Origin of the sequence: Citrobacter sp. BDA59-3, from assembly GCF_015167655.1 — a bacterium.
Classification (GTDB): Bacteria; Pseudomonadota; Gammaproteobacteria; order Enterobacterales; family Enterobacteriaceae; genus Phytobacter; species Phytobacter diazotrophicus.
The window spans coordinates 3,487,835-3,507,281 of the sequence record NZ_CP063427.1; the positions used below are offsets into that span (position 1 = coordinate 3,487,835).

The following is a 19,447-nucleotide window of genomic DNA, read 5'->3' on the forward strand; positions in this document are numbered from 1 at the left end:
GAATGATTTCGCCCGCGCAAATATCACATCACTTTTATAAAGTCATTATCAAAAATGTAAATGTGAAATTGACATAGCAATATTTTGCCATGCCAATACCAATAAAACACCATTAAAAATCATAAACATAAGAATTATAAAAGCAATTATTTCACTTAACTAAACCAGGAAGTTCCGAATGTAATTTAAAGACAGCCATTCTTTTTCCTCGCTTATTTGTATAGTCCAAAAATCGGGACAACCTTATCGAGGTTTTTATGCAACAAGAAGCATTAGGAATGGTGGAAACCAAAGGCTTAACAGCCGCAATTGAAGCCGCAGATGCAATGGTGAAATCCGCCAATGTCATGTTAGTGGGCTACGAGAAAATAGGTTCTGGCCTGGTGACAGTCATTGTTCGCGGCGATGTTGGCGCCGTGAAAGCAGCAACGGATGCAGGTGCTGCCGCAGCCGCTCAGGTGGGTGAAGTGAAAGCCGTACACGTCATCCCGCGTCCGCACACTGATGTTGAAAAAATCTTACCTAAGGGAATTAGCCAATGAGTAGCAATGACCTGGTGGAACAGATCATGGCTCAGGTGATCGCCAAAGTGTCTTCACCGACACCTGCGACCTCCCCCACTGTAACCCATCCCAAACGAGAGACGGCTATGGCAGAAAAAAGCTGCAGTTTAACGGAATTTGTTGGTACGGCGATTGGCGACACCGTTGGTCTGGTGATCGCGAACGTCGATAGCGCATTGCTTGATGCAATGAAGCTGGAAAAGCGCTACCGCTCAATCGGCATACTCGGCGCACGTACTGGCGCAGGTCCGCACATCATGGCGGCGGATGAAGCCGTCAAAGCAACTAACACCGAAGTGATCAGCATCGAATTACCGCGTGATACCAAAGGCGGTGCGGGCCACGGCTCACTGATCCTGTTTGGCGGTAATGATGTTTCCGACGTCAAACGCGCCATCGAGGTTGCGCTGAAAGAACTCGACCGCACCTTCGGCGATGTTTATGCCAACGAAGCTGGCCACATCGAAATGCAATACACCGCTCGCGCCAGTTACGCGCTGGAAAAAGCGTTCGGCGCGCCGGTTGGCCGTGCCTGCGGCGTGATTGTTGGCGCACCAGCCTCCGTCGGCGTGTTAATGGCCGATACGGCACTGAAATCTGCCAATGTGGAAGTGGTGGCGTATAGCTCCCCGGCAAAAGGCACCAGCTACAGCAACGAAGCCATATTGGTCATCTCCGGTGACTCCGGCGCTGTACGTCAGGCCGTCATTTCTGCACGGGAAATCGGTAAAACCGTACTGGGCACAATGGGGTCTGAGCCGAAAAACGACCGCCCGTCCTACATCTGATAACAGAGAGGCTGTTTCATGAGATCGAAACGATTTGAAGCGCTGGCGAAACGCCCTGTTAACCAGGACGGCTTTGTGAAGGAGTGGATTGAAGAAGGCTTTATCGCAATGGAAAGCCCGAACGATCCCAAACCCTCTATTCGCATTGTCGACGGCGTGGTTACTGAACTGGACGGTAAACCCGCCAGTAAATTTGACCTGATTGACCACTTTATTGCCCGCTACGGTATCAACCTGGATCGCGCGGAAGAAGTGATGGCGATGGACTCAGTCAAGCTCGCCAACATGCTCTGCGATCCTAACGTTAAGCGCAGCGACATTGTGCCGCTCACCACCGCAATGACGCCGGCAAAAATCGTCGAAGTGGTGTCGCACATGAATGTCGTGGAAATGATGATGTCGATGCAGAAAATGCGCGCACGTCGTACCCCATCACAGCAGGCGCACGTCACTAACGTTAAAGACAACCCGGTGCAAATTGCCGCTGATGCCGCCGAAGGTGCGTTCCGTGGATTCGACGAACAGGAAACCACCGTCGCGGTCGCCCGTTATGCCCCCTTCAATGCCATCGCACTGTTAGTCGGTTCACAGGTTGGTCGCCCTGGCGTATTAACCCAATGCTCACTGGAAGAAGCAACCGAACTGAAACTGGGGATGCTCGGCCACACCTGCTATGCGGAAACCATCTCGGTTTATGGTACTGAGCCTGTGTTTACCGACGGCGATGATACCCCGTGGTCAAAAGGTTTCCTGGCATCTTCCTATGCCTCGCGTGGCCTGAAAATGCGCTTCACCTCCGGCTCCGGGTCAGAAGTTCAGATGGGTTATGCCGAAGGTAAATCCATGCTGTATCTGGAAGCACGCTGCATTTACATCACTAAAGCCGCCGGTGTTCAGGGTCTGCAAAACGGCTCGGTAAGCTGTGTGGGTGTGCCTTCTGCCGTGCCGTCAGGGATTCGCGCCATTCTTGCCGAAAACCTGATTTGTGCCGCCCTGGATCTGGAGTGCGCCTCCAGTAATGACCAGACATTTACCCACTCGGATATGCGCCGTACCGCCCGTCTGCTAATGCAGTTCTTACCGGGTACTGACTTTATCTCCTCCGGTTATTCCGCTGTGCCGAACTACGACAACATGTTCGCAGGCTCCAACGAAGATGCGGAAGACTTTGACGATTACAACGTTATCCAGCGTGACCTGAAAGTTGACGGCGGTTTACGTCCGGTGCGTGAAGAAGATGTCATCGCCATTCGCAACAAAGCGGCTCGTGCTTTGCAGGCCGTCTTCGCAGGAATGGGATTACCCCCTATCACTGACGAAGAAGTGGAAGCGGCAACCTACGCCCACGGCTCAAAAGATATGCCAGAGCGCAATATCGTCGAAGACATCAAATTCGCCCAGGAGATCATCAATAAGAACCGTAACGGTCTCGAAGTGGTGAAAGCCCTGGCCCAGGGCGGCTTTAAAGATGTCGCGCAAGACATGCTGAACATTCAAAAAGCCAAACTGACCGGTGACTACCTGCATACCTCGGCCATCATCGTCGGCGATGGGCTGGTGCTCTCAGCGGTAAACGATGTAAACGACTATGCCGGTCCGGCAACAGGTTATCGCCTGCAAGGTGAACGCTGGGAAGAGATCAAAAATATCCCGGGCGCACTCGATCCGAACGAATTGGGCTAAGGGGTGAATGATGGAAATCAACGAAAAATTGCTGCGCCAGATCATCGAAGATGTGCTGGCAGAGATGCAAACCAGCGATAAAAAAGTCTCGTTTAGCGCCCAACCTGGCGGTACCGCAAAACCTGCAGCAACGGCTGAGGGCGGCTTTCTGACGGAAATTGGCGAAGCGAAACCCGGCACCCAACAGGATGAAGTGATCATCGCCGTTGGTCCTGCTTTCGGTCTTTCGCAAACCGTGAACATCGTCGGTTTACCGCACAAGAGCATCCTGCGCGAGGTGATTGCCGGCATTGAAGAAGAAGGCGTGAAAGCACGCGTGATTCGCTGTTTCAAATCGTCTGACGTGGCGTTCGTCGCCGTGGAAGGTAACCGTCTTAGCGGCTCGGGCATCTCTGTGGGTATTCAGTCAAAAGGCACAACGGTCATTCACCAACAAGGATTACCGCCGCTTTCTAACCTGGAACTTTTCCCGCAGGCACCTTTGCTGACGCTTGAAACCTATCGTCAGATTGGCAAAAACGCCGCGCAATACGCGAAACGCGAATCGCCGCAGCCTGTGCCGACGCTGAACGATCAGATGGCGCGTCCGAAATATCAGGCCAAGTCCGCCATTCTGCATATCAAAGAGACCAAATACGTCGTGACCGGGAAAAACCCGCAAGAGCTGCGCGTTGCGCTTTAAAAGGACAACACCATGAATTCTGACGCAATTGAATCAATGGTTCGTGATGTGCTGAGCCGTATGAATAGCCTGCAGGGGGCAGCCCCGGTAACGGCGCCAACCGCGCCATCAGGCGGCACCACGCACCAGGCCAAAGTTAGCGATTACCCGCTGGCGAATAAACATCCGGAGTGGGTGAAAACATCCACCAATAAAACCCTGGATGAGTTAACGCTGGAGAGTGTGCTGGACGGGAAAATCACCGCACAGGATATGCGTATCACCCCGGAAACCCTGCGTATCCAGGCGTCTATCGCCAAAGATGCAGGGCGTGACCGGCTGGCTATGAACTTCGAGCGCGCGGCGGAACTGACCGCCGTACCGGATGACCGTATCCTGGAGATTTACAACGCGCTGCGTCCCTACCGTTCAACCAGGCAAGAATTGCTGGATATCGCAGAGGATCTGGAAAGCCACTACAAAGCAAAAATCTGCGCAGCATTTGTACGTGAAGCGGCAGTGCTTTACGTCGAACGCAAGAAACTTAAAGGCGACGATTAATCACAGGGATGACTTATGCGTTATATAGCTGGCATTGATATAGGTAACTCGTCAACCGAGGTGGCACTGGCCACCATGGATGAGACTGGCGCACTGAACATTGTGAGCAGTTCGCTTGCGGAAACGACGGGTATTAAAGGCACACTGCGCAATGTATTCGGCATTAAGGAAGCGCTGAACAAAGTTGTCGCCAATGTGGGTATCTCTGTCAGCGATATTTCGCTTATTCGTATTAACGAAGCGACACCGGTGATCGGTGATGTAGCGATGGAAACCATCACGGAAACCATCATTACCGAATCAACAATGATAGGCCATAACCCGAAAACACCCGGCGGTATAGGGTTGGGGGTAGGTATCACTATCACACCGGAAGAGCTTCTGACGCGTCCAGCGGATCAACCTTATATTCTGGTTGTTTCCGCTGCATTCGATTTTTCCGATGTTGCGCGCATGGTTAACGCCTCAACGCGAGTCGGCTATCACATCAACGGCATCATTTTGCAGCGCGACGATGGCGTACTGGTCAATAACCGCCTTGAGCGCCCTGTCCCCATCGTTGACGAAGTGCTGTATATCGAGCGCATTCCGATGGGGATGCTCGCCGCTGTTGAAGTGGCGATGCCGGGCAAGGTTATCGAAAGTCTCTCTAACCCTTACGGCATCGCCACTGTCTTTTCCCTGAGCGCTGATGAGACACGCAACATCGTGCCCGTGGCCAGGGCGCTGATTGGCAACCGTTCCGCCGTCGTCGTGAAAACACCGTCCGGTGATGTCAAAGCCCGCTCAATCCCCGCAGGGAATATTGAGTTAGTCGCCAAAGGCAGAACGCTCAAGGTCGATGTTGCCGCCGGGGCCGATGCCATCATGAAAGCGGTGAATGAATGTCCAACACTGGATAACGTCACCGGCGAGGCTGGCACCAATATCGGCGGCATGCTGGAACATGTCCGCCAGACCATGGCTGAGCTCACCAACAAACCCAGCAGCGATGTATTTATTCAGGATCTTCTCGCTGTCGATACCGCTGTCCCGGTCAACGTGACAGGGGGGCTGGCGGGTGAGTTCTCCCTCGAACAAGCCGTTGGCATCGCCTCGATGGTCAAGTCGGACCGCCTACAGATGGCCATGATTGCCCGCGAAATTGAGCAAAAGCTACACGTTGATGTGCAGGTGGGCGGTGCAGAAGCAGAAGCCGCTATCTTTGGTGCGCTCACCACGCCGGGCACATCGAGGCCGCTGGCCATTCTTGACCTTGGCGCCGGTTCTACCGACGCCTCCATTATCACGCCGCAGGGGCAAATTACCGCCACCCATCTGGCCGGAGCCGGAGACATGGTGACGATGATCATCGCTCGCGAACTGGGGCTCGAGGATCGCTACCTTGCGGAGGAAATCAAAAAGTACCCGCTGGCGAAAGTCGAAAGCCTATTTCACCTGCGCCATGAAGACGGCAGCGTGCAGTTTTTCCCGACCCCTCTTCCACCTGCGGTGTTTGCCCGCGTGTGTGTTGTGAAACCCGATGAGTTGGTACCGCTGCCGGGAGACATGGTGCTGGAAAAAGTACGCATTATTCGCCGCAGCGCCAAAGAACGCGTGTTTGTCACCAATGCCCTGCGCGCGCTGCGCCAGGTAAGCCCTACCGGAAATATCCGCGATATTCCATTCGTGGTGCTGGTTGGCGGCTCCTCACTCGACTTCGAGATACCGCAACTCGTCACCGATGCCCTTGCCCACTACCGACTGGTGGCCGGACGGGGAAATATCCGGGGCGTTGAAGGTCCACGCAACGCGGTGGCAACGGGGCTGATCCTCTCCTGGCAGAAGGAGTATGCCAATGGACGTTAAGCAGGACAGTCCGGTCATCGTTATCACCGCGCTCGCAGAGTGCCAGCCGCAGTGGCAGGAAGTGCTGTGGGGAATTGAAGAGGAAGGTATTCCCTGGCGCTGGCAACAGGCCTCCGGGCTTGATGTCGTCGCCCATGCCTGGCAGGCGGCCAACCAGTCAGCACTGCTGGTTGGCATCGCCTGCGATAACCAGCAACTGGTTATCCATTACCGAAATTTACCCGCATCAGCGCCGCTTTTTACGCTGATGCTTCATGAAGACCTCCAGTCCCGGCGCAAGGCAGGTAATAACGCCGCCAGACTGGTGAAGGGGATACCGTTCCGGTAACCACTTTTATCCATAAACAGGAGAAACGCAGTATGAACAACGCATTGGGACTGGTTGAAACAAAAGGTCTGGTGGGTGCAATCGAAGCCGCCGATGCCATGGTGAAATCCGCCAACGTGCAACTGGTAGGTTACGAAAAAATTGGTTCGGGTCTGGTCACCGTCATGGTGCGCGGTGACGTGGGTGCAGTGAAAGCCGCCGTTGACGCAGGCGCTGCGGCAGCCAGCGCGGTGGGTGAAGTGAAATCTTGTCACGTGATCCCGCGTCCGCACAGCGACGTCGAAGCCATTTTACCGAAATCAGCCTGACTGGCAGATAAAGGAGCACAGCGTGAAGCAATCACTCGGATTACTTGAAGTTAGCGGTCTGGCGCTGGCTATCAGTTGCGCGGATGTTATGGCGAAAGCCGCTTCCATCACGCTGCTGGGTATGGAAAAAACCAATGGCTCTGGCTGGACGGTAATCAAAGTCGCTGGTGATGTGGCCTCTGTTCAGTCGGCCATCATCACTGGTGCCAACTTTGCGCAAACGCGTAACGGGCTGGTGGCACAAAAGGTCATTGCGCGGCCTGCTGAGGGGATTCTGGCCTCTGCGCAAACGCGTGCAGCCATCTCTGAAACGCCCCCTGTGTCGATAACAACGACGGAAAAACCGGTTCAGAGCATTGAGCACGTGCAGCCATTGCGTGGAGAAACATCCGCCGCTTCCGAATCGGCGGCGATTCAACTGGTGACCTGCAATCTTTGCCTTGACCCGACGTGTCCACGCCAGAAAGGGGAACCACGCTCGCTGTGTATTCATAGCGGTCAGCGAGGGGAATAAACATGGATAAACAGTTAGTCGAAAATGTGGTCACTCAGGTTCTCGATGAGATGCGTGCGCGTCCCATCCCTCTGGGTATATCGAACCGACATATCCATCTTTCACCTGAGGATTTCGAGCGGTTATTTCCAGGTCAGACGGTGACGATTAAAAAAGCGTTGCTGCAACCCGGTTATTTTGCGGCAGAGCAAACTGTCACGCTGGCAGGACCAAAAGGGCAACTAAAAAATGTGCGCCTGCTTGGCCCACTACGCGGCGCCAGCCAGGTCGAGATTTCTCGTACGGACGCCCGTATGTTGGGTATCGCCGCCCCGCTGCGGATGTCCGGCAATCAGGCGGGTACACCAGGGATCAGGCTGGTGAGTCCGTATGCGGAAATCGACTTACCCAACGGTGTCATCGTCGCACAACGGCACATTCATATGTCGCCGCTGGACGCCCTGGTTCTGCGCGTTTCCCATGGTGATAACGTCTGCGTTGCAATTGAAGGCACCGGGCGCCGGGTGATTTTTGATGATGTCGCCATCCGCGTGGCGCCGGGTTTGCTTCTCGAAATGCATATCGATACCGATGAAGCGAATGCCTGTGGCGCAGACGAACCTGGCGCTCGCGCTCGCCTGGTACCACGCGCATGAACAGTGAACAGTTAGCGCACATCGTCGGGCTGATCGTTGCCCGCCTGCAGGCCAGGCAGGGCAACACCCTCACGCTCAGTCAGGAAGCGCTGCGTCATGCTTCTGTGATGAAGTTTTTTCTGAACCATGACGCGCTCTGCGTGCAACAAATCGATCTGTGTTTTCTCGGGGCGCTGGCAGACGGCGCTCAGGACAATATTGCCGTTGCACACCTTTTTGAAGCTCTGGCGTTGGGCATGTCAGTGAGCATTACGTTAAACAGCAGGCTGCTGTCCTGCTTGCCCCTGAAAACACTGGCAAAACTGCCTGTGACGTTTATGGATGAGCAAGGAGTCACGGTGGTTATCCATCAGGCAAAAGTATTGAGCTACCGCGATGTCGCTAGCCTCAACGCGTGCTGGCTTGCTGTCTCACGTAAAACGGTTATCACGGCACTGGCCCGTGACGCAGTGATTTCGCAACACATACGACTCGTGAAGCAGGAGTAAAGCATGCATCTCGCAAGGGTAACTGGCTCGGTGGTCTCGACACAAAAATCCGCTTCTCTGGTGGGCAAAAAATTGCTGCTGGTCCGGCGGGTTACGGCAGACGACGAACTTCCCGCCAATCCATTACAGGGTGATGAAGTAGCCATCGATTCCGTTGGCGCAGGTGTCGGCGAACTGGTTCTGCTCAGCAGTGGCTCCAGTGCGAGGCATGTTTTTTCCGGCCCGAACGAAGCCATTGATTTGGCGGTGGTGGGCATTGTCGACACCCTGTCGCGCTAAGGAGGAATAATGGCCATTTATACCCGCACTGGCGACGCTGGCACGACGGCTCTGTTTAGCGGCCAGCGCGTCAGCAAAACCCATCCGCGCGTCGAAGCATACGGCACGCTGGATGAACTCAACTCTCAGTTGAGTCTCTGTGCCTGCGCCGTGCAAGCCCCCGCCAGCAAGCCATTCCTGGACGCGGTGCAACTGCAGATTTTCTGGTTTAGCGCAGAACTGGCGAGTGAAAGCGAAACACCCTCGCCAAAACAGCGCTATGTCAGTACTGAAGATATTGCTGCGCTGGAACAAGTAATAGACAACGCGATGTCCCAGGTCGACAACGTCCACAGCTTTGTGCTGCCAGGCCGCTGCGAAGCAGCAGCCCGTTTGCATGTTGCCCGGACACTGGCCCGCAAAGCCGAGCGTCGCCTGGTGGAGTTAAGTGAACAGGTAAACGTCCGTCAGGTGCTGATGCGCTATATCAACCGCCTTTCCGACTGCTTGTACGCGCTGGCCCGCCTTGAAGACCATCTGGCGCACCAGGAAAAAGTCATTCACGAAGTCGCGGCGCGTTATCGCGCTGCGGCACAAGCCATACCGGCGAAAGGCACCTCTATGTCACTTTCATTTCATGACCTTCATCAACTGGCCAAAGCCGCGATGACACGCGCTGGCGAGCTTAATGTGCCGGTGGTGATAAGCGTCGTGGACGCCCATGGCATCGGCATGCTGACCTGGCGCATGCCAGACGCGCTGCTGGTCAGTAGCGACCTGGCACCGAAAAAAGCCTGGACGGCGGTCGCGATGAGATCGGCCACACACGAACTTTCAGACGCCGTGCAACCAGGACGCGCGCTGTATGGGTTAGAGGCGCACATGGAAGGCAAAGTTGTCACTTTTGGAGGCGGTTTCCCCATCTGGCGTGACGGCAACATTATTGGTGGTCTTGGCATCAGCGGCGGTTCCGTTGAACAAGACATGGACATTGCTCAGACCGCACTTGCGGCGATTAATATGGGAAAAAAATAATGAACACGACCGAACTTGAAACCCTTATTCGCACCATCCTGAGCGAACAACTCACACCTACACAAGAGAAAAAAGAGAGCTGCACCAAAGGGGTATTCGCCACGCCATCAGAAGCTATCGACGCAGCACACCAGGCCTTCCTGCGCTATCAACAGTGTCCCTTAAAAACCCGCAGCGCCATTATTGGCGGTATTCGTGATGAGCTGGCTCCCTATCTGGCCGAACTGGCCGAAGAGAGCGCCACAGAAACCGGTATGGGCAACAAAGAAGACAAGTTTCTCAAAAACAAAGCCGCGTTGGAAAACACCCCGGGTATAGAAGATCTCACCACCACCGCGCTGACCGGCGACGGCGGCATGGTGTTATTCGAATATTCCCCGTTTGGCGTTATTGGTTCCGTTGCGCCGAGCACGAACCCGACCGAAACCATTATTAACAACAGCATCAGCATGCTGGCGGCAGGCAATACCATCTATTTCAGCCCGCATCCGGGTGCGAAAAAGGTTTCGCTCAAGCTGATCCGCATGATTGAAGATATCGCGTTTCGCCATACGGGTATTCGCAACCTGGTAGTAACCGTTGCCGAACCTACATTCGAAGCCACCCAGCAGATGATGGCACATCCAAAAATCGCCCTGCTGGCGATTACCGGTGGCCCAGGCATTGTGCTGATGGGCCTAAAAAGTGGCAAGAAAGTGATCGGCGCAGGTGCCGGAAACCCACCCTGTATCGTCGACGAAACTGCCGATCTGGTGAAAGCAGCGGAAGACATCATCAACGGCGCATCCTTCGATTACAACCTGCCCTGCATTGCAGAAAAGAGTCTGATTGTTGTCGACTGTGTTGCCGACCGCCTGATGCAACAGATGCAGGCATTTGGCGCGCTGCGCATTACCGGTGCGGATATCGATAAACTGCGTGCCGTCTGTATCCAGGATGGGGTGGCCAATAAAAAACTGGTCGGTAAAAGCCCTTCACACATTCTGCAAGCGGCCGGTCTGAGTGTGCCGCCTAAAGCGCCTCGCCTGTTGATAGCCGAAGTACAAGGCAACGATCCGTTGGTTATCGCAGAGCAGTTAATGCCCGTACTGCCTGTCGTTCGGGTTAACGACTTTGATGCCGCCCTCGCCCTTGCCCTCGTTGTTGAGGAGGGTTTGCACCACACGGCGGTGATGCATTCACAAAATGTCTCCCGACTGAACCTGGCCGCACGCAGCCTGCAGACCTCTATTTTTGTGAAAAACGGACCGTCTTATGCGGGGATTGGCGTGGGCGGTGAAGGCTTTACCACGTTCACTATCGCCACACCAACCGGCGAAGGCACGACATCAGCAAAAACCTTTGCCCGTTCGCGTCGTTGCGTACTGACCAACGGTTTCTCCATTCGCTAATTGAGGCCGATATGAAGAGATTTTCGCTACAAACGCGACTCTACAGCGGAGCGGGAAGCCTTGAGGTGCTTAAACGCTTTCGTAACAAGCACATATGGGTTATCTGCGACGGTTTTCTTGCCAGCTCTCCGCTTATAGAACGGCTGCGCAAGGCAATCCCGGCAGATAACCGCATCAGCGTCTTTAGCGACATTACACCTGATCCGACCATCGCCACGGTTGTGGAAGGCGTTACACAGATGCATTCACTCCAGCCGCAGGTGGTTATTGGTTTCGGTGGCGGCTCCGCGCTGGATGCGGCGAAAGCGATCGTCTGGTTCAGCAAACAACAGGGCGTCAATATCGAAACCTGTGTCGCGATTCCGACCACCAGCGGCACTGGCTCGGAGGTGACCAGCGCCTGCGTGATAAGCGATCCCGAAAAAGGCATCAAATATCCGTTGTTCGATAATGCGCTCTATCCCGATATCGCGATCCTGGACCCGACGCTTGTCGTTAGCGTCCCGCCTGCTATTACGGCGAATACCGGCATGGATGTGCTGACCCACGCCCTTGAAGCCTATGTGTCGCCTCGGGCCAGCGATTTTACCGATGCGCTGGCAGAGAAAGCAGCACAGTTAGTGTTCCAGTACCTGCCAACGGCGGTACGTAAAGGCGACTGCCTGGCGACGCGTGGCAAAATGCACAACGCTGCGACCCTCGCAGGGATGGCGTTCAGCCAGGCGGGGTTAGGTATTAATCACGCCATCGCACATCAGTTGGGCGGGCAATTTCACCTGCCGCATGGGTTAGCTAATGCGCTGCTGCTGGGGGCGGTCATTCGCTTTAATGCCAGTGATAAACGTGCGGCGAAGCGTTATGCCCGGCTGGCTAAAGCCTGCCATTTTTGCCCGACCGGTGCGAATGAGTTGGTCGCCATTCATTCACTGATTCGCCAGATTGAGCAGCTTCGTCAGCAGTGTGAGATGCCGACGCTCTCGGCCGCGCTAAAAGCAGACAAAGATAAATTCCGCGAGCGGATCCCCGCCATGGTTCAGGCTGCACTGGCGGATGTCACGCTGAAAACCACGCCTCGCCCTGCCGATGGCAATGACATTCGACATCTTCTGGAGGAATTGCTGTGAGTGAAGCGGCCCTTCTCCCGTCCCCCTGGGGCGAATTGACTCCGGCAACGGCAGAGACCATTCGCCAGCGCGTACACGAAGCGGGCGTCGTTGGCGCTGGCGGCGCCGGGTTTCCAACCCATGTAAAACTGCAGGCACAGGTCGAGATTTTTCTGGTTAATGCCGCCGAATGCGAACCGATGTTGAAAGTCGATCAGCAGTTGATGGCGCAACAGGCGGCACGACTGGTGCGTGGCGTGCTTTATGGCATGACGGCAACGGGCGCGACAGAGGGCATTATTGCGCTCAAAGAAAAATATCGCGCCGCCATTGCCGCACTTACCCCACTGCTACCTGCGCAGATTCGTCTGCATATTCTGCCTGACGTCTACCCCGCCGGAGACGAAGTTATCACTATCTGGATGGCGACAGGGCGTCGTGTACCGCCTGCCGCGCTGCCGGTCAGCGTGGGGGTTGTCGTCAATAACGTGCAGACCGTTCTCAATATTGCACGCGCGGTGGAACAGCAATATCCCGTGACCCGCAGAACCCTGACGGTAAACGGCGCGGTACGTCATCCCCTGACTGTAACGGTCCCGCTGGGTATGTCGTTACGGGAAGTGCTGGAAATGGCGGGTGGCGCCACGGTAGAGGAGCCCGGTTTTATTAACGGTGGCCCAATGATGGGCGGCCTGCTGCCATCACTGGATGTGCCGGTGACAAAAACCACGGGTGGCCTGCTGGTACTGCCGAAATCACACTCGCTGATTCAGCGCCGTCTGCAGGATGACCGCACCGTGCTAACCATCGCCCGTACCGTCTGCGAGCAGTGCCGGTTATGTACCGATCTCTGCCCCCGGCATTTAATTGGCCACGAACTCTCGCCTCATCTTCTGGTGCGGGCCGTCAATTATCAGGACGTCGCTACGCCGCAAACGCTGCTCAGTGCCCTGACCTGTTCTGAATGCAACGTCTGTGAAAGCGTCGCCTGCCCGGTAGGCATCTCACCGATGCGGGTAAACCGTCTCCTTAAAGTTCATTTACGCGCCAGCGGCGCACGCTATGAGGGGCCGCTTCGCGAGGCTGATGAGATGGCGCGCTATCGCCTGATCCCTGTCAAGCGCCTGGTGGCCAGGCTTGGCCTGCGCGACTGGTATCAGGATGCGCCGCTGGAAGAGCATGTCATTACCCCTTCACAGGTCGTATTGCCGCTGCGCCAGCATATTGGTGCGCCAGCGATTCCTTGCGTAAAAGAAGGCGATGTCGTCATCCGGGGGCAGCGCATTGCCAATATCCCCGAAGGCATGCCGGGCGTTCCCCTTCATGCCAGTATCGATGGCGTTATTGCGTCGGTCACAGATAAAGCCATTACGGTTGTACGAGGATAACCATGTCACAGGCTATTGGAATACTTGAATTAACCAGCATCGCCAAAGGCATGGAACTGGGTGATGCCATGCTCAAAAGCGCCAATGTGACGCTTCTGGTCAGTAAGACGCTTTGCCCCGGTAAATTTTTGGTTATGGTGGGAGGCGATGTTGGCGCAGTCCAGCAGGCCATTGCCACGGGCGACAGCCAGGCCGGAGAGATGCTGGTCGACAGCCTGGTCCTTCCCAATATTCATGCCAGCGTGCTGCCTGCGATTAGCGGTCTCAATGCCGTCGAGCAACGTCAGGCAGTGGGTATCGTTGAAACCTGGAGTGTAGCCGCCTGCGTGAGCGCGGCCGACCGTGCTGTGAAGGCGTCGAATGTCACCCTGGTACGCGTTCATATGGCGTTCGGCATTGGTGGCAAATGCTACATGGTCGTGACCGGTGATATTTCGGATGTGGAAAATGCCGTCGCCGTTGCCAGTGAAAGTGCTGGCGAAAAAGGTCTGCTGGTGTACCGCTCAGTGATCCCGCGTCCCCATGAAGCCATGTGGCGACAGATTGTGGAGGGGTAATGGAGACACAACGCAGCACTGAACGCATGATTCAGGAGTATGTGCCCGGTAAACAGGTCACACTGGCCCATTTGATCGCCAATCCAGGCAAAGATCTCTACAAAAAGCTGGGCTTAAGCGAGACGGCTTCTGCCATTGGCATTCTGACGATTACCCCCAGCGAGGCCTCAATCATCGCCTGCGATATCGCGACCAAATCCGGGGCAGTTGAGATCGGTTTTATCGATCGTTTCACAGGTGCCGTGGTCCTCACGGGGGATGTTTCCTCGGTGGAGTATGCACTACGTCAGGTAACGCGTTCACTCGGCGAAATGCTGCATTTTACGACCTGCCAGGTCACAAGGACCTGACGCGATGAAACGAATGATGTTAATTGGCCCAAGCCAGTGCGGTAAGACATCGCTGACACAACGCTTACGCGGTGAGGCAATGCGCTATCAAAAAACGCAGGCCATTGTCTGGTCACCTGAGACCATCGATACGCCGGGGGAGTACCTCGAAAACCGATGCCTCTACAGCGCCTTACTCACCAGCGCCTGCGAAGCCGATGTGCTGGCGCTGGTACTGAATGCCGACGCCGAATGGTGCCCATTTTCACCCGGATTTACCTTGCCAATGAACCGCCAGACGATTGGCATCATCACCAAAGCCGACCTTGTCGCAGAACACAAGATCACGCAAATCGGCGAGTGGTTACGGCAGTCAGGTGCAGAGCATCTTTTTATCACCAGCGCGCAAACCGGTCAGGGTGTCGCTGAGGTCATCGCTTTTCTTCAACCCCAGGAGCACGCATGTCCCGAACAATAATGGCAATTAACGCCGGTAGTTCTTCGCTTAAATTTCAGCTTCTTATTATGCCTGCTGGCACGCTTCTCTGTCAGGGTCTGATCGAACGTATCGGGCTGTCCGATGCCATTTTCACCCTCAAGCAGGGGGAACAAAAATGGCAGGAGACACGTGCCATTGCCGACCACAAAGAGGCGGCGGAATTACTGCTGGAAAAATTGCTTTCACATAACATTATCTCCTCCTTATCGGCAATAGACGGCGTGGGGCATCGTGTCGCACATGGTGGAGAAACGTTTAAAGACTCGGCGTTGATTACCCATGACGCACTGGCAGAAATCGAACGCCTTGCGGAACTGGCACCATTACACAACCCGGTCAACGCAGCGGGCATTCGCATTTTTCGCCAGGCGCTGCCACATGCCCCGGCGGTTGCCGTGTTTGATACTTCATTTCATCAAACACTGGAACAAAGCGCTTTCATCTACCCTCTGCCCTGGCGCTATTACGCGGAACTTGGGATTCGCCGTTACGGGTTCCATGGCACCAGCCATAAATTTGTCAGCCAGCAATTAGCCGAAAAACTGGGCGTTCCATTAAGCGCATTGCGGGTTATCTCCTGCCATTTAGGCAATGGCAGCAGCCTGTGCGCTATTAAAGGTGGGCGATCCGTCAACACCTCTATGGGGTTCACACCGCAGTCGGGGGTAATGATGGGTACCCGCAGCGGGGATATCGACCCCTCTATTTTGCCCTGGATTGCGTTAAAAGAAGACAAGTCGCCGCAACAGCTTAACGCTCTGCTAAATAACGAATCGGGGCTGCTAGGGGTCTCTGGCGTATCGAACGATTTTCGCGATGTCGAACAAGCATCGAATGCCGGCAACGCGCGCGCAACACTGGCGCTCACTCTTTTTGCCGAACGTATCCGCGCCACTATCGGCAGCTATGTAATGCAATTGGGTGGGCTGGATGTTCTGTTATTTACCGGCGGCATTGGTGAAAACTCCGCACGAGCCAGAGCGGCCATCTGTCGCAACCTGCATTTCCTGGGGCTGGACATTGACGCCGGGAAAAACGACCGCAATGCCACGTTTATCCAGACTGACCATTCTGTGGTGAAAGTCGCCGTGATCAATACCAATGAAGAACTGATGATTGCCCGTGACGTAATGCGCATCGGGCTGCCGGAATATGCGGAGGCAGAAGCATGACAGGTAAAGTCTGGCTGGTGGGCGCAGGCCCGGGCGACCCAGGTCTGCTGACCGTAAAAGGATTAAACTGCCTGCGTGAAGCCGGGGCCGTTGTTTTCGACAGGCTGGTTAATCCGCTTCTGTTACAGGAAGCCCCGGCTGGTTGTGAGTTGCACGATGTGGGCAAAGAGGCGAATCGACACCCTATCCCGCAGCCACAAATCAACCAAATCCTGATTGATTGCGCCAGCAGAGGCCTCAGGGTTGTGCGCTTAAAAGGCGGTGATCCCTTTGTTTTTGGTCGCGGGAGCGAAGAGATGCAAGCACTACGGGAGTGTGGTATCGAGTGCGAGGTGGTACCAGGTATCACCTCCGCGATTGGCGGGCTTGCAGCAGCGGGTATCCCGGTCACGCACCGCGATTTTGCCTCCAGTTTTCATGTTGTGACCGGCCATTTACAGGACGGTAAAGAACCCCAGGACTGGGGTAAACTTGCGGTCCTGCCGGGGACGCTGGTGATCCTGATGGGGATGTCGCAGATACAGACCATCTGTGCCGCTTTGATGAGTGCAGGTAAACCAGCCGATACACCTGCAGCCGTGGTGATGCGTGCCAGCACACCGGAACAGAAAGTTCTCTGTGCACCGCTGTCTGCGCTGGCACAAGAGAGCGAAGCCGCCGGGTTTCACGCCCCCGCGCTGATCGTGATTGGCGGCGTGGTGTCGTTACGCGAAATTCTGGCCTTCAGCGGATCGGCATGACACTATCCTGACGTTAGGCACCACAATGAGAGGTTGAACTTGGCGCTGGCACAGTGTCCCGCATCCTGCGGCGAAATCATTCAGGGATGGATCCTGGGCAGTGAAAAGCTGGTTTCCTGCCCGGTCGACTGGTATAGCGAGGTTGAAGTCACAGCCGGTACGCCTGTGCCTGCTGAACGCCCCCTGGTACGAGCGATGGTAAAACAGGTGCTGGCACACTGGCAGCTACCTGCTGCATTAAGTGATGAAATCCGCATTGACTGCCGCTCAACCATTCCCGTCGCCAAAGGGATGGCGAGCAGTACCGCAGATATCGCGGCCACAGCGGTTGCCACATCACGTCATCTTGGGTTTACGCTTGATGACGTCACCCTCTCTCAGCTTTGCGTCGCGCTGGAACCCACCGACAGCACCGTTTTTCGCTCGTTGACGTTATTTGATCACAACACCGCACAAACACGGATCTCCTGTGAGCGTGTTCCCACTCTCGATGTCTTATTACTGGAAAGCCCGTTAACGCTTCGCACAGAAGATTATCATCGCCAGCCCCGGCGGGCCGCGCTGATGGCCAACGCCGATGCTCTCGACAGCGCCTGGCGTAAAGTGCAGCGCGCCTGCCTGACAAACGATCCGGCACTACTGGGCGAGGCGGCATCGCAAAGTGCCATGGCAAGCCAGACGCTGCTACCTAAACCGGGTTTTAATTCACTGATGGGGATAGTGGAACAGTGCGATTTGTACGGGCTGAATGTCGCCCATAGCGGTAGTGTTGTGGGCTTATTTCTGGACAGACAACGTCATGATCTGGCGAAAGTGCGCGCGTTACTGAGTAAACCTGCATTGCAACAGCACTGGCCGCAACAACATCTGTTGCGCATGGTGGAAGGCGGGGTAAGAGAACGGTGAGAGAGGCCCTCTCACCGTCAGAGTGATTAGTCTTCTTTTGGCTCAACGGGTTTCTGCTCACCCATTGTTTTCAGTTTCTTGGAGATCTCACGGCGTTCTTTGGAGATCTCGGCGTTTTTGATGATGTAATCATCAACGCGGTCTTCGTAATCGCTTTTCATGCTGGCGATAATACCCTGGATAGCTTCAACGCTCATACCCGGCTTGATATAGTCGCTCAGGTTGTCCAGCAGCAGTACACGTTTCTGGTTATCACGGATCTTTTTCTCAACATCCTGGATTTCGCGCTGCAGTTTATTCTTACGACGGAACAGACGAACAAACTCCAGAACGTCCTGGAATGAAGGCTTACTTGTTTCCATTTTGATACCCCTGCTAATGTGAGATTCGGATTCGTTAAAGCAACCGCCTAAGACCTTACTTTTAGCCGTTGCTGATGACAATGATTTTATCCTTTTCTCTATCATAACCCCAAATTGGGCTGAATCGAAACAGCCTGACTGTTTTTCCGAATTGTGTGAAGCTTATTTGCGCAGCGCCCGACATATTAAATGTGACATCAACTCGAGTTGCCGCGCCAGTTCCATGCTCAGCCACACATAGCCGTGAATCGAATTCTCCGCCAACGCATCGCCCTGATGATCGCGGAGCAGGTCGCGCAATTCCGTCACAATGTCAGTCAGTTTTTCCGTATTGGCCAGAATCGGTTGCGGATTTCCTTCATAGAGCGCATGGGCGATGGTCAACAGCGTCTGCTGCGTCATTTGCTGCGTTTCACGCAACGTACTGGCGTTGAGCATAACGAAGTGGCTGGCGCGGGAAGCCCAGTGCGCATTCATTTGCAGTTCCAGTACACACACCATATTGCGGCTTACAGTCTGAATCGCTTCAAAAATGGCTTTCTGGATATGCGTCTCTTTACTGGCGGGTGTAATCAGTCCACGCATTTTCACCACATCATTGAGTATTTTTTGCAGATGCCTTTCCAGCCGCGGGCGCTCAACGAGGTTACGCGAAAAACCGGCCTGATAGACCCGGTTAAAGGCGGTAACGTAGTTCGCCATTTGGATACGCCAGTGCAGGAAGGCTCGCTGCGGCCAGATACCGGTGAAGAGCATTGCCAGTAATGAGCCAAAAATGACGTCGCCACTTCGCCACAACGCCGTATTCATATCCCCGGCCGGCGCGCCAACCACCACCGACAGCGTGATACCGATAAGCAATGCCTGATATGGCTTTTTACCCAGCGCCAGCCAGCCACAGAGGAACATGGCTCCCGCACACCACATCACCATCAGCGGAAGGGAGATCAGCTCAAGCTTAAGTGCGACAAGCCCCAACGCAGAACCACAGATTGTGCCACCAATGCGCTCAAATGCCCTGGGAACCACATTTCCCCAGAACGAAATCGGCCCCATGATCACCACCAGGGTGATGAGTGGCCAGGTACCCTCGGGTACATTGAGCAGACGAACCAACAAAAAGGTCAGGATAAAAGCCAGCGCAATACGTACGCCGTGAACCACGCGATAATGTCGGTAAAGACGGATCTCAAAAGGACTGAGTGATTTGTCGGGACGCACACCCGCTCTCCAGTCAAAAAACAACGAAGGCGCAATTGTAGCGATCTTTCTGCGGCAAAGGTCACTGTTTAGAACAAAAAAGGGTTCACTGCTTAAAATCCGTGTGTAC

At 54.9% G+C, this 19,447-nt stretch carries 24 protein-coding genes; 22 read left to right on the forward strand and 2 right to left on the reverse strand.

The window, feature by feature from the left end; genetic code table 11:
- Positions 1–257 precede the first annotated feature (257 nt).
- Genes pduA through IP582_RS16675 form a run of 22 tightly spaced genes read left to right on the forward strand, consistent with a single transcriptional unit; the run spans position 258 to position 17,755 of the window.
- Entirely contained in the window at positions 258–542 is a 285-nt protein-coding gene (gene pduA / locus IP582_RS16570) for a propanediol utilization microcompartment protein PduA (RefSeq protein ID WP_041851904.1), read from the forward strand.
- Positions 539–1,351 (forward strand): propanediol utilization microcompartment protein PduB, encoded by an 813-nt coding sequence (pduB, locus tag IP582_RS16575; protein WP_071196325.1) that lies wholly within the window; start codon positions 539–541, stop codon positions 1,349–1,351. Before pduA ends, pduB begins: the two co-directional genes overlap by 4 nt.
- Positions 1,352–1,369: 18 nt before the next feature.
- Positions 1,370–3,034, forward strand: a complete 1,665-nt coding sequence (gene pduC, locus IP582_RS16580) for a propanediol dehydratase large subunit PduC (protein WP_041851906.1) — start codon at positions 1,370–1,372, stop codon at positions 3,032–3,034.
- Positions 3,035–3,044: 10 nt separating this feature from the next.
- A complete protein-coding gene (locus IP582_RS16585; RefSeq protein ID WP_041851907.1) occupies positions 3,045–3,716 on the forward strand; it encodes a propanediol/glycerol family dehydratase medium subunit in 672 nt (223 codons plus the stop codon).
- Positions 3,717–3,728: 12 nt separating this feature from the next.
- Positions 3,729–4,256 (forward strand): propanediol dehydratase small subunit PduE, encoded by a 528-nt coding sequence (gene pduE, locus IP582_RS16590; protein ID WP_108701002.1) that lies wholly within the window; start codon positions 3,729–3,731, stop codon positions 4,254–4,256.
- Positions 4,257–4,271: 15 nt separating this feature from the next.
- On the forward strand, positions 4,272–6,104 hold the full coding sequence (locus tag IP582_RS16595; RefSeq protein ID WP_193793848.1) for a diol dehydratase reactivase subunit alpha: 1,833 nt from the start codon (positions 4,272–4,274) through the stop codon (positions 6,102–6,104).
- Positions 6,094–6,432: a glycerol dehydratase reactivase beta/small subunit family protein gene (locus IP582_RS16600; RefSeq protein ID WP_041851910.1), complete on the forward strand. Its 339-nt coding sequence runs from the start codon at positions 6,094–6,096 to the stop codon at positions 6,430–6,432. Before IP582_RS16595 ends, IP582_RS16600 begins: the two co-directional genes overlap by 11 nt.
- Positions 6,433–6,464: 32 nt before the next feature.
- Positions 6,465–6,740, forward strand: a complete 276-nt coding sequence (pduJ, locus tag IP582_RS16605) for a propanediol utilization microcompartment protein PduJ (protein ID WP_041851911.1) — start codon at positions 6,465–6,467, stop codon at positions 6,738–6,740.
- A 22-nt stretch (positions 6,741–6,762) separates the two neighbouring features.
- Positions 6,763–7,254 carry a BMC domain-containing protein gene (locus tag IP582_RS16610; protein ID WP_193793849.1) on the forward strand — a complete coding sequence of 164 codons (492 nt, stop codon included), beginning with the start codon at positions 6,763–6,765 and terminating at the stop codon, positions 7,252–7,254.
- Between the two features lie 2 nt (positions 7,255–7,256).
- Positions 7,257–7,889: a phosphate propanoyltransferase gene (locus IP582_RS16615; protein ID WP_193793850.1), complete on the forward strand. Its 633-nt coding sequence runs from the start codon at positions 7,257–7,259 to the stop codon at positions 7,887–7,889.
- Complete coding sequence (pduM, locus tag IP582_RS16620; protein WP_193793851.1) at positions 7,886–8,377, forward strand: PduM family microcompartment protein; 492 nt, start codon at positions 7,886–7,888, stop codon at positions 8,375–8,377. The genes IP582_RS16615 and pduM overlap by 4 nt, the downstream gene beginning before the upstream one ends.
- A gap of 3 nt (positions 8,378–8,380) precedes the next feature.
- Positions 8,381–8,656, forward strand: coding sequence for a EutN/CcmL family microcompartment protein (locus tag IP582_RS16625; RefSeq protein WP_193793852.1), 276 nt, complete (start codon positions 8,381–8,383; stop codon positions 8,654–8,656).
- Positions 8,657–8,665: 9 nt separating this feature from the next.
- Positions 8,666–9,670 (forward strand): two-domain cob(I)yrinic acid a,c-diamide adenosyltransferase PduO, encoded by a 1,005-nt coding sequence (pduO, locus tag IP582_RS16630; protein WP_193793853.1) that lies wholly within the window; start codon positions 8,666–8,668, stop codon positions 9,668–9,670.
- Entirely contained in the window at positions 9,670–11,061 is a 1,392-nt protein-coding gene (pduP, locus tag IP582_RS16635; protein ID WP_193793854.1) for a CoA-acylating propionaldehyde dehydrogenase PduP, read from the forward strand. The genes pduO and pduP overlap by 1 nt, the downstream gene beginning before the upstream one ends.
- Before the next feature lie 11 nt (positions 11,062–11,072).
- A complete protein-coding gene (locus tag IP582_RS16640; protein ID WP_193793855.1) occupies positions 11,073–12,185 on the forward strand; it encodes a 1-propanol dehydrogenase PduQ in 1,113 nt (370 codons plus the stop codon).
- A gap of 35 nt (positions 12,186–12,220) precedes the next feature.
- Positions 12,221–13,552 carry a 4Fe-4S dicluster domain-containing protein gene (locus tag IP582_RS16645; protein WP_193796298.1) on the forward strand — a complete coding sequence of 444 codons (1,332 nt, stop codon included), beginning with the start codon at positions 12,221–12,223 and terminating at the stop codon, positions 13,550–13,552.
- Between the two features lie 2 nt (positions 13,553–13,554).
- Positions 13,555–14,109 (forward strand): propanediol utilization microcompartment protein PduT, encoded by a 555-nt coding sequence (pduT, locus tag IP582_RS16650; protein ID WP_041851919.1) that lies wholly within the window; start codon positions 13,555–13,557, stop codon positions 14,107–14,109.
- Positions 14,109–14,459, forward strand: a complete 351-nt coding sequence (pduU, locus tag IP582_RS16655) for a propanediol utilization microcompartment protein PduU (protein ID WP_041851920.1) — start codon at positions 14,109–14,111, stop codon at positions 14,457–14,459. The genes pduT and pduU overlap by 1 nt, the downstream gene beginning before the upstream one ends.
- A 4-nt stretch (positions 14,460–14,463) precedes the next feature.
- On the forward strand, positions 14,464–14,916 hold the full coding sequence (locus tag IP582_RS16660) for a EutP/PduV family microcompartment system protein (protein WP_193793856.1): 453 nt from the start codon (positions 14,464–14,466) through the stop codon (positions 14,914–14,916).
- Positions 14,901–16,109: an acetate/propionate family kinase gene (locus IP582_RS16665; protein ID WP_193793857.1), complete on the forward strand. Its 1,209-nt coding sequence runs from the start codon at positions 14,901–14,903 to the stop codon at positions 16,107–16,109. The genes IP582_RS16660 and IP582_RS16665 overlap by 16 nt, the downstream gene beginning before the upstream one ends.
- Positions 16,106–16,849, forward strand: coding sequence for a uroporphyrinogen-III C-methyltransferase (gene cobA, locus IP582_RS16670; RefSeq protein WP_193793858.1), 744 nt, complete (start codon positions 16,106–16,108; stop codon positions 16,847–16,849). The genes IP582_RS16665 and cobA overlap by 4 nt, the downstream gene beginning before the upstream one ends.
- A 39-nt stretch (positions 16,850–16,888) precedes the next feature.
- A complete protein-coding gene (locus IP582_RS16675; RefSeq protein ID WP_193793859.1) occupies positions 16,889–17,755 on the forward strand; it encodes an L-threonine kinase in 867 nt (288 codons plus the stop codon).
- Positions 17,756–17,781: 26 nt separating this feature from the next.
- Here the strand turns inward: IP582_RS16675 and IP582_RS16680 are convergent, their stop codons facing one another.
- Positions 17,782–18,117, reverse strand: a complete 336-nt coding sequence (locus tag IP582_RS16680; protein ID WP_193793860.1) for a DUF496 family protein — start codon at positions 18,115–18,117, stop codon at positions 17,782–17,784.
- Between the two features lie 162 nt (positions 18,118–18,279).
- A complete protein-coding gene (locus IP582_RS16685) occupies positions 18,280–19,338 on the reverse strand; it encodes an FUSC family protein (RefSeq protein WP_071196314.1) in 1,059 nt (352 codons plus the stop codon).
- Positions 19,339–19,447 lie beyond the last annotated feature (109 nt).